A 13647-nucleotide genomic window follows, 5' to 3' on the forward strand; every position below is an offset into this window, starting at 1 on the left:
CCGGCCGGGGCCGCCACTGGCGGCCCCGGTCGCCGGTCCGCGTGGGCAATATGATCCTCATCAAGTGACGACCAGGGGAGCGGATGTCATGAAGTTCCTTCTCACGTCGGGGGGCATCAGTAACCCGAGCATCTCCGACGCGCTCGTCGACCTGCTGGGCAAGCCGATCGCCGAGTCCACGGCCCTGTTCATCCCGACCGGCGTTCACCCCTTCCCCGGTGGCGCCGAGAAAGCGTGGAAGGCGGTCCACGGCCACGCGTCGATCCCGCTGACCCAACTGGGTTGGAAGTCCCTGGGGATGTTGGAACTCACGGCGCTGCCGACCATTCGGCAGGAGAACTGGGTCCCGGCGGTCCGAGAGGCCGACGCCCTCCTCGTCTGGGGCGGCGACGTGCTGTACCTGACCTACTGGCTGCGCCAGTCGGGCCTGGCCGACCTCCTGCCGTCGTTGAGTGACACGGTCTATGTGGGGGTCAGCGCCGGGAGCATCGCGGTCACCCCGTACAACTGCGACGCCGAGTTCGACAGTCAGTTCGTTCCGGACGGCAGCGACATGGCGCAGGGCGCCGACCGGGCGCTGGGCCTGGTGGACTTCACTCTCTACCCCCACCTCGATCATCCGGACATGCCGGACACCACACTGTCCAGCATCGAGAAGTGGGCAACCGGCATTCCGGTCCCGACCTACGCCATCGACGACAACACCGCCATCAGGGTGGTCGACGGGGCCGTCGACGTCATCTCCGAAGGTCACTGGAGACTGCTCAACGGCGGCGCCAGGTCGTGACGATTCGGCCGCGCAGACCGGCCGATCACCGCGCCCGGGACGGGAGGCGGACGATGCTCAGGATGCCGGTGGGTCGGCGCTGATGCGCGCGAGGGTGCGTCGGCCGATCAGGCTCATCGTCGGGTTGGTCCGGTGGTAGTACCAGACCAGTCCCATCGCCTGCTGGAAGGCCCACGCCCTACCGCGCTCCCACTCGAGATCGTCGCAGCCGAGTCGTTTCCGGAACGCCTGGCGTGGCTCCCGTTCCAGCAGGTGCCAGGCGCCGACGAGGTCGAGGGCAGGATCGGCCGGGCCCAGCCCGCCCACGTCGAGAACCCCGGCCAGCCGCCCGTCGGAGACAAGGACGTTTCCGGGTATGAGATCGCCGTGGTTCATCGTGTCCGGGGCCTCGCCCCGCGGCAGTTCCCTCATCACCTCCCAGAACCGGCGGAGCGGCGGAACGTCCAGCAACGTTTCGCTGTGCCGGAAGCAGTCCTTCAGGTAGTCGTCGTGTGCGGGTAGCTCGCCACCGCGACCCTGGCCGGTGAACGTGCGGCCGCCTGTGTCGATGGCTCGCACGCCGTCGACGAACTCGGCGAGATCGTGCGCGAACGCGACCGAGTCGCCGGGGTCGTCATCGGTGGCAACAACTCCGGGTATCCACGTCTGGACCGACCAGGGAAGCGGGTAGCCGGCACCCGGTTCACCGATGTCGACCGGCTCCGGAGTGGGAAATCGCGTACGCCCCAACAGCTCTCGGGCCGCTTCCGCCTCGCGTTCCAGCCAGGCCTGTGCCACGTCGACCTCCTGAGGCTGGAGGGGGAATCGGGCCGTCAACCGCTCCCCGACACGGACGATGGCATTGACCGTCCCCTGCGAGGCGACGCGCTGGAGAGCCAGGCCCCGCCACTCGGGGAACTGCGTGTCCACCAACTGCTGCACCACGTCGAGTGAGACCGTGAGCTGGCCCTCGTGCATCGGCACATCGGGCGACAGGGGAGCGGCTGGCACGACAATCATCCTTCGTCAGGTTATCGAGGCGGCTGAGCCTAGCGGCGGGCGGCGCAGTTGCGGCGCTCTCGGCGTATCGATGGCCCATTTGCGGCGTCCGGTCACACTGCCGGTATGCGGCGGGGACATTGGGTGAGCGCCCTGGTGGTGGCCCTCTGCGTCCTGCTCTCGGTGGCCGTCGGCGGTTGGCTGGGCTGGCGGAGTGCGACGGTCGATCCGCCTGCGCCTCCCGCGGTCTGCCCGCTCATCCGGTCGGAGGTGCTCGATCGTCTCGTTCCCGGGCACGGTACCCCTGAGGCGGCCGAGCAGAACGAGTCGGCCATGCGCTCGAACTACTGCTGGGTCAAGAGCATGTCCGGGACCCAGGCCCCACGTACCTCGTTGTGGGTGTCACTCGGACGGTACGGCCGATACGAAGGCCGCGGTCCGCGTTGCCTGGACCGTGGTGGACTGCAGCCGGCCTCGAACAGAAGGAATCAACCGTTCGCGCTCGGAGACCGTGCCCTCTACTACCTCTCGGGTGACAGCGAGACCGGTCGGCGTATCCACTTCTCGGTGTGTCTCGGCACCCACGGGGTGCTCGTCGACTACGAGGCCGCCGGCGTCACCGATCCGGTGGTGGTCGAGTCAGCCGCCACCGTTGCCCAGGAGGTGCTGTCGTGGCTTTGATCGGGCCTCCGATCTGGGTATTCCGGCGCAAGAACCTGCAGCCGCCCCCGCGCGCCGACCATCGGGTGTCACCGTGGCGGTGGCTGCTCGTTGCTGGGGCGGTGGCGCTCGTGATTGCCGTCGGCGTCCTCGCCTGGCGGGTGAGCCGGCTGGCGGCGCCCACACTCGTCAACTGGCAGATCACCGTCGTCGACGAGACGGGCGACGCTCCGCCGCTACCGGACCTGCCGGCAGATCCGATCGCGCGCTGATCCGGGGGAGCTCTGATGGCCATTTCCGCGCACCTGGCCCGGCTGCGGGCCGTGATCGGACCCGAGCTGATCCAGTTGCCGTCGGTGTCGGTCTCGTCGTCGACGAGCACGGGCGGCTCCTGCTGGTACGCCACACCGGAAGTCCGGACAGGTGGGGTGTGCCGGGCGGTGCGGTCGAGATCGGCGAATCACCGGCCCAGGCGGCCGTGCGCGAGATCGGTGAGGAGATCGGCGTCCAGATCGGCCGGCTGCGGTTGCTGGACGTGCTGGGCGGTACGGACTACGAGGTCACCTACTCAAACGGTGACCAGGTCGCGTACGTCACCGCCGTCTACGAGGCGGTGATCGTCGACGGGACGCCCGCCCCGGACCAGGAGGAGATCTGCGAACTGGACTGGTTCACCCCGGCGCGGCTACGAAGTGTTGGCCTCAACCGGTTCACCCGGGCGCTGCTGGGGGCAACCGGCCACCTCGCGAGCTGACGGCGGTCGGTCTGCCCTAGGGCGTGTGTCAAAGCCCATGGCCGGCCTGCGGCGGGCCCAGCCGACGGCCGGCGGCGTTGGAGATGGGCCCGGATACAACACCGGTATCCGAGCCCATCTCCGCCTTGCCGGACCGCCGCCTGGACTCCGCCTCGGCTCGACCCAGGACTTTGACACACGCCCTATCGGGACAACGGATCGGCCGTTTCGTCGCTACGGTCACCAGGGTGACCAGTTCTGAGCCGCAGGTGGTCGGCGTCGTGCACCAGGCTTCCGAATCGACGGTACGGCTGCGTCCGGTGACCGAGGACGACTTGGAGATGTTGCGCCGGTTCGCGGTCGAACCCGGGCTGATCGGCCTCGACTGGGCTGGTTTTCGGGACGCCGCCGCGCCGGCCCGTCGCTTCGCCGAGGACGGCTATCTCGGTGAGCGGATCGGTGGCCTGGTCGTGCAGGTCGAGCCGGCGACCGACTCGCGGGCGGGTTACCTCAGCTACCTCCAGCGCCAGTACGGAGGTCGGGCGCCCTACTGGGAGATCGGCATCGTGCTGCTGCCCGAGTGGCGCGGTCAGGGCATCGGCTGGCGGGCCCAGGCGCTGCTCTGCGACTACCTGTTCAGCCACACGCCGGCGCAGCGCATCCAGGCCAGCACCCACGCCGAGAACGTCGCCGAGCAGCGGTCGCTGGAGAAGGCCGGCTTCCAGTTGGAGGGGGTCGTGCGGGCCTGTGAGTTCCGGGCCGGCGCCTGGCGGGACGCGTGGCTCTACAGCCGGTTGCGCGACGACCCGTCACCCCTGTGACCCTCGCCTACGGCTGTCGGGCGTGATCCCGAAATCCGATTGTGGGCGGCTACTGTCCCTGCCTAGCCTGCTGGCTGTGGCCCCCCTTCGTCTTCTGATCCCGCGGGTGGACCGGTGAGCGGCCGGCTTCGGGAGATCGCCCGGCAGACCGTCGCGATCGTCGAGTCGGGACGCTATCGCAATGGCAACGGCGTCGAGGTCGTCGTCGGTGAGGCGGTACGCGCCGCGGTCGCCGGGACTCGTCATCACCTCCCCGACGAGGTGTTCGAGGCGCGGGACGCGGCACCCGCCGCCGCGACGGTGGAGGTGACGCACGAGTCGACGTTGCAGGCGGCGTACCGGCTCGGGCCCGGCGCGGCATGCCTGGTGTTCGCGTCGGCGAAGAACCCGGGCGGCGGGTTCCTGGGCGGGGCGCAGGCGCAGGAGGAGAGCATCGCCCGCTCGTCGGCGCTCTACCCGTGTCTGCGTGCCGTGCCGGAGTTCTACGCGTTCCACCGTGCTGAGCAGGATCTGCGCTACAGCGACCGGGTCATCTACTCCCCGCTGGTGCCGGTGTTCCGGGACGACAGGGGAAACCTGCTCGAGCAGCCGTACCCGACGTCGTTCCTGACCGCCGCGGCGCCGAACCTCGGCGCGATCGTGCGCAACCAGCCGGCGCACGCGGCGGACGTGCCGGCCGTGCTGGCCCGGCGTGCGCGGCGGGTGTTGGAGGTCGCCGTCGCGCACGGACATCGCTCGATCGTGTTGGGCGCCTGGGGGTGCGGGGTGTTCCGCAACGAACCCGCTGCGGTGGCCGGCGCGTTCGCCGACGCTCTGCACGTGGTCGATCGGTTCGACCGCGTGGTGTTCGCCATCCACGACGGCCTGCCGGGCACCCCCGTGTACCACGCGTTCAGGAAACGCCTGGCGGGATCTGTCGAGCATTCGCCAACGTCGGGTTAGGTGGGTGCAGACCGCGATCACCGGGAGGCTACGTGTCGGGCCGTTTCGTTTACTGGATGAACGTCTCTCTCGATCTCAGGATCGAGCATGCCCCCGGCGAGGAGGGCGCCGGGAACTGGCTGCGCATCGGCGAGCCGCTGCACCGGGAGTTCAACACCAGGGCCCGCGCGCTGACGTCGATGGTCCAGGGGCGCACGATCTACGAGACGATGGAGGGGTTCTGGCCGGCCGCGCGCACGGACGAGAAACTGCCCGACTTCATGCGTGAGTACGGCGAGATCTGGACGACGAAGCCCAAGGTGCTGGTGTCCCGCACCCGCACCGAGGCCGGGTACAACACCCGGACCCTCGGCTCGGGCGGCGACGCCGTCGAGCTGCTCGCCAGGTACCGGGAGGAGCAGGACGGCGACATCGGTGTCGGCGGCGCGACGGTCGCCACCCAGCTGCTCCGCGCGGGGTTGCTGGACGAGCTTCTGATCTTCACACACCCCGTCGTCCTCGGTGGGGGTCGGCCACTCTTCGACGAGTTGGAGCGATCGGTGCAGCTGGACCTGATCGAGCAGGATTCCTTCGCCGAGGGCGTCACGCTGCACAGGTACGCCGTCCGCTACGCCGAGGACGCGTGATCGGGCCGCCGTGCGCCGTCCTCGACCGCGTGCACCCGATCGGTTCGGGCGACGAAGGCGGGACGGTGGGCGTTGGTGAGCCAGCGCAGCGCCCACTCGACCGGCCCGTAGCGGAACCGCCGCAGCCAGAGTGCGCTTGCCGCCAACTGGGCCGCGAACACCACGAGGACGAAGGCGAAGAGGGCCAGGGGTGAGAACGTCCCGGCGAGGCCGAAGCCGATGCCGGTGAAGGCGATCAGGCCGACCGCCGACTGGACGAGGTAGTTGGTGAGGGCCATCCGGCCGGCCGGGGCGAGCGCCGCCCGGACCACCGACGTACGCGGGTTGTGCATGATCCGTAGCAGCGTCGCCACATAGGCGGCGGCCAGCAGCGGCGCGGTCGAAACGCTGGCCGCGACGCCGAGAGTGTTGCCGTTGCCGCCGCTGGCCGCGTAGACGGCCGCCCCGAGCAGTCCGATCGGAAAACCGATCCACTGGATCCGGCGCAGCACCGGCTCGTTGCCCCAGGCCCGGTTCAGCCATTGCCGGCGTCCGGCGACCATGCCGAGCAGGAACAGGGCCAGGGCGGTCGGGCCCTGCAGGGTGACCGCCTGGAGCACCAGCAGGGGCAGGCCGGCGAGGTGCTCGCCGATGTTCGCCGTCCAACCGCCGAGCAGTGCCTGGGTTGCCGCCTCGCCGTTGGCCAGCGCCTCGGCCTCGCCGGGCAGGAACGCCGAGCGGTCCACGAGGAGCGCGCTGGCGACGAGGCTGATCAGCACGAGTGTGTAGAGCGCCGCCGCGATCCGAAGCGCCGTACGGTCGGCCACCTTGCGCAGCAGGAGCAGCGCGAGGCACGCCACCGCGTACGTGGTGAGGATGTCGCCGCCGTACAGGAACACGGTGTGCAGAGCGCCGAGGACGAAGAGGCCACCGATCCGGCGGAGCATGCGTGCTGGGAACGCCGCGCCGGCCCTGCTCGCTGCGGTCAGCTGGAGGGTGAAGCTGTATCCGAAGAGGAACGAGAACAGCACGTAGAACTTCATGTCGACGAAGACCGACGAGAACGTGCGGACGGCGTCGTCGAGGCCCGAGGCGAAGTCGGGATCCGTCACCAGGTTCCCCGGATAGCCGGAGGCCATGAAGGTGACGTTGACAGCGAATATGCCGAGGAGGGCGAACCCTCGGATCGCGTCGACGTCGTGCAGACGTCCGCCCGGTACCCGCGTGGTCATCACGATCTCCATCTATGTATGAGCTACAGCGTATGAGATACAGAGTCCACGAGATCTAGAGTGCAGGCAAGACCCCCGGGTGAAGAGCGAGGAGAATCGGACGTGGCGCAACGGAGGCTTCCGGCAGTGGTGGCCCGGATGTGGGGTCGTGAGACCAGCTCCCGGCACGGCCCCCGGCCCAGCCTCGAACTGGGCGGCATCGTCGACGCCGCGATCCGGATCGCCGACCGTGAGGGTCTGGCGGGGGTGACGATGGGCAGCGTCGCGACCCAACTCGGGGTGGCGGCCATGTCCCTGTACCGCTACGTCGGCAGCAAGGACGAGCTGCTGGTCATGATGGCTGACGCCGCAGCGCCCGAGCCGCCCGCGCTCGACGGACGCGCCTGGCGCGACTACCTGTTCGACTGGACGCGCGCCAACCGCGACTTCCTGCTCGCCCGACCGTGGCTGCTGGCGCTCGACCAGCGCACCCCGCCCACCGGGCCCCGGTTGCTGCGCTGGCTGGACCGCGCGCTCGCCGCGCTCGCCGGCACCGGGCTCGCCTACGGTGCACGGATCAACATCGCCACCGTTCTCAGTGGTTACGCTACCCAGCAGGCGGCCCTGGCCCACGCGCTGAGCGCCGGTCCGGCCGCCACCGACGACTCGATCGCCGGGCTGGCCGAGTACGGCGAGATCCTCGGGCAGGTACTCGACGCGGACGGCTACCCGGAGCTGACCTCGGCCATTGGCGCGAGTGCACTGGGCGGCACCGAGGAGTGGATCGACGACGCCGACTTCACCTTCGGGCTCGGCCTGCTCCTGGACGGCATCGAAGCGCTCGTCGCGCGGGGGGCGCACGACTGAGTGCGCCTGCCCGCCGGGGGTGAGCAGTGCGGCGCCAGCGCGTCGGACTTGGGCGAGTAAGCCGCGAAACGTCGGCATTCGCGCGTGGTGAACGACGGGTATCCCTAACGACGGTTCAGCGCCGATCATTGCCCGGTATCGATGTGAGTCATTCTCACCTCCGGGTGGCGCGCCCGGCACGGAGGGCGAGACGTCGGCACCGGAAGCCGGGCGCACCGAAGGCCCGACTCCGCGTCCCCGGAGGATCGCCATGCCCCGTCCCGCACTCCGCACCCGGCTCGCGGCGTTCACCGCCGCCACCCTCACCGCGAGCGTCCTGACGGTGACCCCGCCGTCACCGGCGCTGGCCGCCACCACGTTCGCCGCCAACGACTACTGCCTCGGCCAGTGCTCCGACATCCTGCCCCCCGGACAGAACGGCAACGCCACGCTCGTCGCCATCCTGGCGCACCAGGCGCTCGGCACCCGCCCCGCGCACTCCAGCGACCAGCTCGACGAGTACGCGAACCTCGTCTACAACTACGCCGGGCTGACCGACGAGCAGATCGCCCAGTTCTACAACGACGCCTCGTTCGGCGTGCCGGCCGCACAGGTCGAGAGCACCGTCTCGCCGCGCGCGGACGTGACCATCGTGCGGGACAAGGCCACCGGCGTCCCGCACGTCACCGGCACCACCCGCGGCGGCACGATGTTCGGCGCCGGCTACGCCGGGGCGCAGGATCGGCTCTGGGTGATGGACCTGCTGCGGCACGTCGGCCGCGGGAACGTCAGCTCGTTCGCCGGCGGCGCGCCCGGCAACCGGGAGCTGGAGCAGAGCGTCTGGGCCAACTCCCCGTACACCGAGGCGGACCTCCAGGCCCAGGTGGACGCGCTGCGCACCAAGGGCGCCCGGGGCCAGCAGCTCTACACCGACGTGGTGGACTACATCGCCGGCATCAACGCCTACATCGACAAGTCGATCGCCGACGACAACTACCCGGGTGAGTACGTGCTCGCCGGCGCGGGCAAGCCGAGGCACTTCACCATGACCGACCTGATCGCCACCGCCGGCGTGATCGGTGGCCTGTTCGGCGGGGGTGGCGGCAGTGAGATCCAGTCCGCCCTGGTCCGGGTGGCCGCCCGCGCCAAGTACGGCGCGACCGAGGGCGACCGGATCTGGGCGGCGTTCCGGTCGCAGAACGACCCGGAGACCGTGCTCACCCTGCACGACGGGCAGAGTTTCCCGTACGGGGGGACGCCTCCGGGCGCGACCAGCGCGGTGCTCCCCGACGCCGGGACCGTGGTCGCCGAGCCGCTCGCCCACGACGCCAGCGGCGGGGCCGCCTCCCGCACCGGCGCGAGCGCCGCTACCAAGGAGCTGATCGGCGGGCTGGCGAACCTGCGCGCGCACGGCATGTCCAACGCTGTCGTGGTCTCCGGACGGCACACCACCACCGGTAATCCGGTCGCCGTGTTCGGTCCGCAGACCGGCTACTTCGCACCGCAGCTGCTCATGCTCCAGGAGTTGCAGGGGCCGGGCATCAGCGCGCGAGGGGCCGCGTTCGCCGGGTTGAACCTCTACGTGCTGCTCGGTCGCGGCCAGGACTACGCGTGGAGCGCCACCTCGGCCTCGCAGGACCTCACCGACACGTACGCGGTGCCGCTGTGCACCACCGACGGCACCGCGCCGACGCTGCGGTCCAACCGCTACCTCTACCACGGGCAGTGTCTCGCGATGGAGGCGTTGGAGCAGCGCAACTCCTGGTCGCCCACGCTGGCGGACTCCACCCCCGCGGGCTCGTACACGTTGCGCGCGCTGCGCACCAAGTACGGGTTGGTCTCCTACCGGGGACTGGTGGACGGGCAACCGACCGCGTTCACCAAGCTGCGCTCCACCTACCGGCACGAGGCCGACTCGGCGATCGGTTTCCAGGCCTTCAACGACCCGGCGGCGATGGGCAGCGCGGCGGCCTTCCAGGGCTCCGCCGCCAGCGTCGGGTACGCGTTCAACTGGTTCTACGTCAACTCGACCGAGGCGGCGTACTTCAACTCCGGCTCGAACCCGGTCCGGTCGTCCGGCACCGACCCGAACCTCCCGTCGAAGGCCGAGCCGGCGTACGAGTGGGCCGGCTGGAATCCCGACACCAACGACGCCACGTACGCGCCGGCGTCGGCCCACCCGCAGTCGGTCAACCAGGACTACTACGTGAGTTGGAACAACAAGCAGGCGCGGGACTTCGGGGCGGCCGACGGCAACTTCAGCTTCGGCTCCGTACACCGGGGTCAGTTGCTCGACGGCCCGGTGCGGACGGCGATCTCCCAGCGCAAGCTCGGCCGCGCCGACGTCGTCAAGATCATGGCGGACGCGGCGGTGACCGACCTGCGCGGCCAGCAGGTCCTCGGCGAGCTGTTGCGGGTGCTGGACAGCACGCCGGTCACCGACCCGGCGCTGGTCGACGCGGTGGGCAAGCTGCGCGCCTGGCAGCAGGCGGGCACCCGCCGGGTCGAGACAGCCCCCGGCTCCAAGGTCTACCAGCACGCCGACGCGATCCGGATCTTCGACGCCTGGTGGCCGCTGCTGGCCTCGGCCGAGTTCCGGCCCGGCCTCGGTCCGGACCTCTACGCCGCGCTGGTCGACGCCATCGAGGTCAACGAGGCGCCGTCGGGCGGCCAGAACGGTGGGCGTGACGGCACCGCGAGCTGGGCGTCGCAAGGTCAGGCGCACAAGGGCTCGTCGTTCCAGCACGGCTGGTGGGGCTACGTCGACAAGGACCTGCGTACCGTGCTCGGCGACCCCGTCGCCGGCGGGCCGGGTCGCTCGTACTGCGGCAACGGCAACCTCGGCGCGTGCCGACAGTCCCTGTTGGACGCGCTCGGCCAGGCCGCCGCGCTGCCGGCCACCACGGTCTACCCCGGCGACAAGTCCTGCGGCGCCGGTGACCAGTGGTGCGCGGACTCGATCGCACACTCCGGGCTCGGCGGCATCACCCACCCGGTGATCGCCTGGCAGAACCGTCCCACCTACCAGCAGGTCGTCTCGTTCCCCGCCCGCCGGGGTGACGACGTCACCAACCTGGCCCAGGGCCGCCCGGCGACCGCGTCGAGCACCCAGTTCCTCACCAGCTACACCCCGGACAAGGCGGTCGACGGCAGCCTGAGCAGCCGGTGGGCCAGCAGCTACAACGACAACCAGTGGCTCCGCGTCGACCTCGGCGCGGCCCGCACCGTCAGCCGGGCGGTGCTGCGCTGGGAGTCGGCCTACGGCACCTCGTATCGGATCGAGGTCTCCGGCGACGGCAGCTCCTGGACGCCGGTGTTCGCCACCACCGCCGGCAACGGCGGCGTCGACAACGCCACCTTCGCTCCGGTCACGGCCCGCTACGTGCGGGTGTACGGCGTCAAACGGGCCACCTCGTACGGATTCTCGCTGCACGAATTCGAGCTGTACGGACGGTGACCCGACCGGGAGGGGCCGGCGAACCGTTCGCCGGCCCCTCCCGCCCTGAGCGCGGTGCCCGGGTGACCGATGGCGGTCTCGTACGCAATCATCGGCCGACCCTGGTGGCGACGGGCGACGGTCCCGTTCGCCGGGCGAGGAGCGGTGCTCTGGGTGACACCCGCGGTGTGCGGGCACCGTTCGGCCGGAGGTACGCGGACAATGGAGCGATGAAGCGAGAGACTCGGCTGAAGCGGTTGACCGGAACGCGCATCGACGGCGCGGTGGCGACGGGCGCGGTGGCCACCGGCGCGCGGGCGGCGGGGGCGGCGTCGCTCGGCGCCCTGGCGCTGGGGGCGCTGGCTGTCGGAGCAGTGGCCGTCGGGGCGCTGGTCATCGGTCGGCTGGCTGTCCGCCGCGCGGTCGTGCGGGAGCTGCGCGTCGGCCGGTTGGAGATCGGCGAGCTGGTGGTGCACAGCCGACCCGCTGCCGAGCAGTAGCCCGCCGCGGCGGTGCGCGGGAGGAGCCTCGGGCGCGTGCTCCCGTCCGCACCGGCACGCCCGATCCGCCCGGCACGTCATGGCCTCGCGGCCTGGCCCAGTGCCGCTTCGACGATTCGGATCGCCTCGGCGGCATCGATGCCGACGCGGGCGATGACGGCCGCGTAGTCGCGGGCGGCGCGGCGGGCCTGTTCGAGGGACCGCTCACCGCCGGCCGACACGTACGAGCCGGCCCGTCCGTGGGTTTCGATGAGCCCGGCGTCCTCCAGCTCCCGGTAGGCCCGTCCGACGGTGTTCACGGCGAGACCAAGGTCGGCCGCGAGCCGGCGGATCGTCGGCAGTCTGGTGCCGACGGCGAGCGTGCGGCCCTGGATCTGCCTTGCGAGTTGGGCCCGGAGCTGCTCGTACGGCGGCGTCGGTGAGGCCGCGTCGATGACGATCATCGCAGCGCCATGGCACGCCGCGCCGTCGTCCCGACGTCCGTGGTCCGGCCCTCGATCAGGCCGAGCGCGCAGACGCCCGCCAGCACGAGCGCCAGTGAGACGGCGTTCCACCAGCCGAGCGAATCCCCGTACAGGAAGATGGCCGGCAGCGACCACACGAGGCTCGGGGTGACGAGGTGGCGGGCGTCCTCGACCCGCATGATGACGTCGGCGGTGAGCGACCCCTCGTCCTCGGCCACGGCCGGGGTCGTCAGGATCTGGCGTAGCTGCATGACGATGCCAGCCCCGACGCCGGTGAGGCCGATCAGCACGACGGCCGCTCCGTACCGCAGGCCGGGGTCCGGCACGGGCAGCACGCTCACGGCGAGGAGCGCCGCGCCGCTGAACGTGGCGACCGCGAAGGCGGCGTGCGGCCGACCGAGCACCACCGGCCAGCCGAGCTCGACCGGATGGGCCACCCGACGGGACAGTCGCGCGCCGGCCGTCCGGTCGACCCGCCGTACCCACCAGCCGAGCAGCCACTGCCCCGTCAGCAGTACGACCACCAGCGCCGCGAGCACCAGCAGCGGTGGCCAGGAGAACGTGTCGTCGTCGAGTCGGCCCAGCACGTGCGTCAGCGCGGCGCCGATCAGGAACGCGGCCAACAGGACGCTGTCGACGAGCTTCGCGTGCCGCCGTACCGCCAGTCGCGTCGCGAGCAGCGGCGTCGGCCCGACGTCGGTCAGGCCGTGGCGGCTGAGCCACCGTCCGGCTTCCGCATGATCCGCTTCGCGCATGACATCCACCCCGATACGTCGCAAGCCTTGTCTCAACAAGATGAGACATAACCTGCACCAATGTCAACCCCCGTCGCGCATCGCGCCGCCTGGCCCGGCGGCCGTCCGGGCGTTGACGGTGACCGGCTGCCGGAGGATGGTCCGCTGCTTGTCGGGGGCGGTCCTGCGGAAGTCGCTGAGGTAGATCTCGTGGTGCCGACCCGCCATGCGAAGCCCTTCACGGGGGATGAACCCGTGGTGCAGTTGCCTGAGCACGGCCGCCTCGTCGTCGAAGGAACCGACGTGCAGTGTCTGGACGCACCGCCCCTCTCGTAGCGTCTGAAGGCGGACGTCGTCGAGTCGCGTCGGTCGGCGCTTCGCGCCGGCCTGCTCGACAGCGGTGGCGAAGCGGGACTGGTCGATCCAGCCGGGGACCATGAGCATCAGCGTCCAGCTCCACCGTGACTTGTCCCGTGCCGTGGTGAACGACTCCATGTCCTCGGCCCACCACAGACCTTCGAGCGGCGGGACGACGTAGTCGCGCCCGAGGTCCCGCTTGCTGGCGAACTTCAGTCGGTACGCCACCGGGTAGAGCGCCGCGATCGCGTCGGCCAGAGCGGGTGAGGTGTTGGGGTCGCCGTGACCGTCGGTCATCAGGTACCGCATGTCGGGCACGTCGATGATCCGGAAGCGGCCTCGTTGCGCTCGGTAAGCGTCAAGGGACTTCTTGAAATCGACTTTGCCGTTGGTCTCCTCGGTCATCCGGTCATTCTGCAGGGATTCGAGAGCGGGATGTAACTCTCCGGAAGTGCCTGACCACGTGGAGAAAGTGCGACCCACCTCACCACTGGCGACCGAAATTGGTGCCGGAAAAGCGAGACCAAAATGGTCCGTCGGCCCGTCTTTAGGGTGACGGATGGTCACGGCCGG

15 protein-coding genes are annotated in these 13647 nt (G+C 70.5%); 10 read left to right on the plus strand and 5 right to left on the minus strand.

Annotation, left to right across the window (positions count from 1 at the left end):
• Positions 1 to 88 precede the first annotated feature (88 nt).
• A complete protein-coding gene (locus ACQP03_RS10385; RefSeq protein ID WP_357396852.1) occupies positions 89 to 787 on the plus strand; it encodes a Type 1 glutamine amidotransferase-like domain-containing protein in 699 nt (232 codons plus the stop codon).
• Between the two features lie 57 nt (positions 788 to 844).
• On the opposite strand, the gene ACQP03_RS10390 is transcribed toward ACQP03_RS10385, so the two are convergent.
• Positions 845 to 1777 carry an aminoglycoside phosphotransferase family protein gene (locus ACQP03_RS10390; protein WP_357123317.1) on the minus strand — a complete coding sequence of 311 codons (933 nt, stop codon included), beginning with the start codon at positions 1775 to 1777 and terminating at the stop codon, positions 845 to 847.
• A 114-nt stretch (positions 1778 to 1891) separates the two neighbouring features.
• On the opposite strand from ACQP03_RS10390, the gene ACQP03_RS10395 reads away from it, so the two are divergent.
• From ACQP03_RS10395 to ACQP03_RS10420, 6 genes are all read left to right on the plus strand, one after another.
• The gene (locus ACQP03_RS10395) at positions 1892 to 2446 is read left to right on the plus strand and encodes a hypothetical protein (RefSeq protein ID WP_357123320.1); all 555 of its coding nucleotides are present in this window, start codon (positions 1892 to 1894) and stop codon (positions 2444 to 2446) included.
• On the plus strand, positions 2437 to 2697 hold the full coding sequence (locus tag ACQP03_RS10400; protein WP_357123323.1) for a hypothetical protein: 261 nt from the start codon (positions 2437 to 2439) through the stop codon (positions 2695 to 2697). The genes ACQP03_RS10395 and ACQP03_RS10400 overlap by 10 nt, the downstream gene beginning before the upstream one ends.
• Positions 2698 to 2819: 122 nt before the next feature.
• Positions 2820 to 3179 (plus strand): NUDIX domain-containing protein, encoded by a 360-nt coding sequence (locus tag ACQP03_RS10405; protein WP_357396925.1) that lies wholly within the window; start codon positions 2820 to 2822, stop codon positions 3177 to 3179.
• 227 nt (positions 3180 to 3406) lie between these two features.
• Positions 3407 to 3979: a GNAT family N-acetyltransferase gene (locus ACQP03_RS10410; RefSeq protein WP_357120737.1), complete on the plus strand. Its 573-nt coding sequence runs from the start codon at positions 3407 to 3409 to the stop codon at positions 3977 to 3979.
• A gap of 114 nt (positions 3980 to 4093) precedes the next feature.
• Entirely contained in the window at positions 4094 to 4921 is an 828-nt protein-coding gene (locus ACQP03_RS10415; protein ID WP_357120734.1) for a TIGR02452 family protein, read from the plus strand.
• 56 nt (positions 4922 to 4977) lie between these two features.
• Positions 4978 to 5547 (plus strand): dihydrofolate reductase family protein, encoded by a 570-nt coding sequence (locus tag ACQP03_RS10420; protein WP_357120731.1) that lies wholly within the window; start codon positions 4978 to 4980, stop codon positions 5545 to 5547.
• Here the strand turns inward: ACQP03_RS10420 and ACQP03_RS10425 are convergent.
• The gene (locus ACQP03_RS10425; protein WP_357396858.1) at positions 5529 to 6758 is read right to left on the minus strand and encodes a DUF418 domain-containing protein; all 1230 of its coding nucleotides are present in this window, start codon (positions 6756 to 6758) and stop codon (positions 5529 to 5531) included. The two genes, ACQP03_RS10420 and ACQP03_RS10425, sit on opposite strands and share 19 nt — an antisense overlap.
• A gap of 102 nt (positions 6759 to 6860) precedes the next feature.
• Between ACQP03_RS10425 and ACQP03_RS10430 the strand changes: the two genes are divergently transcribed.
• From ACQP03_RS10430 to ACQP03_RS10440, 3 genes are all read left to right on the plus strand, one after another.
• Positions 6861 to 7604 carry a TetR/AcrR family transcriptional regulator gene (locus ACQP03_RS10430; RefSeq protein WP_357396862.1) on the plus strand — a complete coding sequence of 248 codons (744 nt, stop codon included), beginning with the start codon at positions 6861 to 6863 and terminating at the stop codon, positions 7602 to 7604.
• A 250-nt stretch (positions 7605 to 7854) separates the two neighbouring features.
• Positions 7855 to 11040 carry a penicillin acylase family protein gene (locus ACQP03_RS10435; RefSeq protein ID WP_433460836.1) on the plus strand — a complete coding sequence of 1062 codons (3186 nt, stop codon included), beginning with the start codon at positions 7855 to 7857 and terminating at the stop codon, positions 11038 to 11040.
• A gap of 209 nt (positions 11041 to 11249) precedes the next feature.
• Complete coding sequence (locus ACQP03_RS10440) at positions 11250 to 11519, plus strand: hypothetical protein (protein ID WP_357120713.1); 270 nt, start codon at positions 11250 to 11252, stop codon at positions 11517 to 11519.
• Positions 11520 to 11596: 77 nt separating this feature from the next.
• Here the strand turns inward: ACQP03_RS10440 and ACQP03_RS10445 are convergent, their stop codons facing one another.
• The 3 genes from ACQP03_RS10445 to ACQP03_RS10455 all read right to left on the minus strand — a co-directional run bounded on the left by ACQP03_RS10445 (position 11597) and on the right by ACQP03_RS10455 (position 13479).
• Positions 11597 to 11962: a GntR family transcriptional regulator gene (locus ACQP03_RS10445; RefSeq protein WP_357120710.1), complete on the minus strand. Its 366-nt coding sequence runs from the start codon at positions 11960 to 11962 to the stop codon at positions 11597 to 11599.
• Positions 11959 to 12738, minus strand: a complete 780-nt coding sequence (locus tag ACQP03_RS10450) for a hypothetical protein (RefSeq protein WP_357171451.1) — start codon at positions 12736 to 12738, stop codon at positions 11959 to 11961. The genes ACQP03_RS10445 and ACQP03_RS10450 overlap by 4 nt, the downstream gene beginning before the upstream one ends.
• A 63-nt stretch (positions 12739 to 12801) precedes the next feature.
• Entirely contained in the window at positions 12802 to 13479 is a 678-nt protein-coding gene (locus ACQP03_RS10455; protein ID WP_357120704.1) for a GyrI-like domain-containing protein, read from the minus strand.
• Positions 13480 to 13647: the final 168 nt, after the last annotated feature.

It is taken from the genome of Micromonospora sp. CA-248212, from assembly GCF_050948405.1.
Classification (GTDB): Bacteria; Actinomycetota; Actinomycetes; order Mycobacteriales; family Micromonosporaceae; genus Micromonospora.

Bases quoted from the DNA above. Each gene is read 5' to 3' on its own strand.
- ACQP03_RS10425 (WP_357396858.1), bottom strand. From the start codon at position 6,758: ATGACCACGCGGGTACCGGGCGGACGTCTGCACGACGTCGACGCGATC.
- ACQP03_RS10450 (WP_357171451.1), bottom strand. From the start codon at position 12,738: ATGCGCGAAGCGGATCATGCGGAAGCCGGACGGTGGCTCAGCCGCCAC.
- ACQP03_RS10435 (WP_433460836.1), top strand. From the start codon at position 7,855: ATGCCCCGTCCCGCACTCCGCACCCGGCTCGCGGCGTTCACCGCCGCC.
- ACQP03_RS10455 (WP_357120704.1), bottom strand. From the start codon at position 13,479: ATGACCGAGGAGACCAACGGCAAAGTCGATTTCAAGAAGTCCCTTGAC.
- ACQP03_RS10395 (WP_357123320.1), top strand. From the start codon at position 1,892: ATGCGGCGGGGACATTGGGTGAGCGCCCTGGTGGTGGCCCTCTGCGTC.
- ACQP03_RS10440 (WP_357120713.1), top strand. From the start codon at position 11,250: ATGAAGCGAGAGACTCGGCTGAAGCGGTTGACCGGAACGCGCATCGAC.
- ACQP03_RS10385 (WP_357396852.1), top strand. From the start codon at position 89: ATGAAGTTCCTTCTCACGTCGGGGGGCATCAGTAACCCGAGCATCTCC.
- ACQP03_RS10445 (WP_357120710.1), bottom strand. From the start codon at position 11,962: ATGATCGTCATCGACGCGGCCTCACCGACGCCGCCGTACGAGCAGCTC.
- ACQP03_RS10420 (WP_357120731.1), top strand. From the start codon at position 4,978: ATGAACGTCTCTCTCGATCTCAGGATCGAGCATGCCCCCGGCGAGGAG.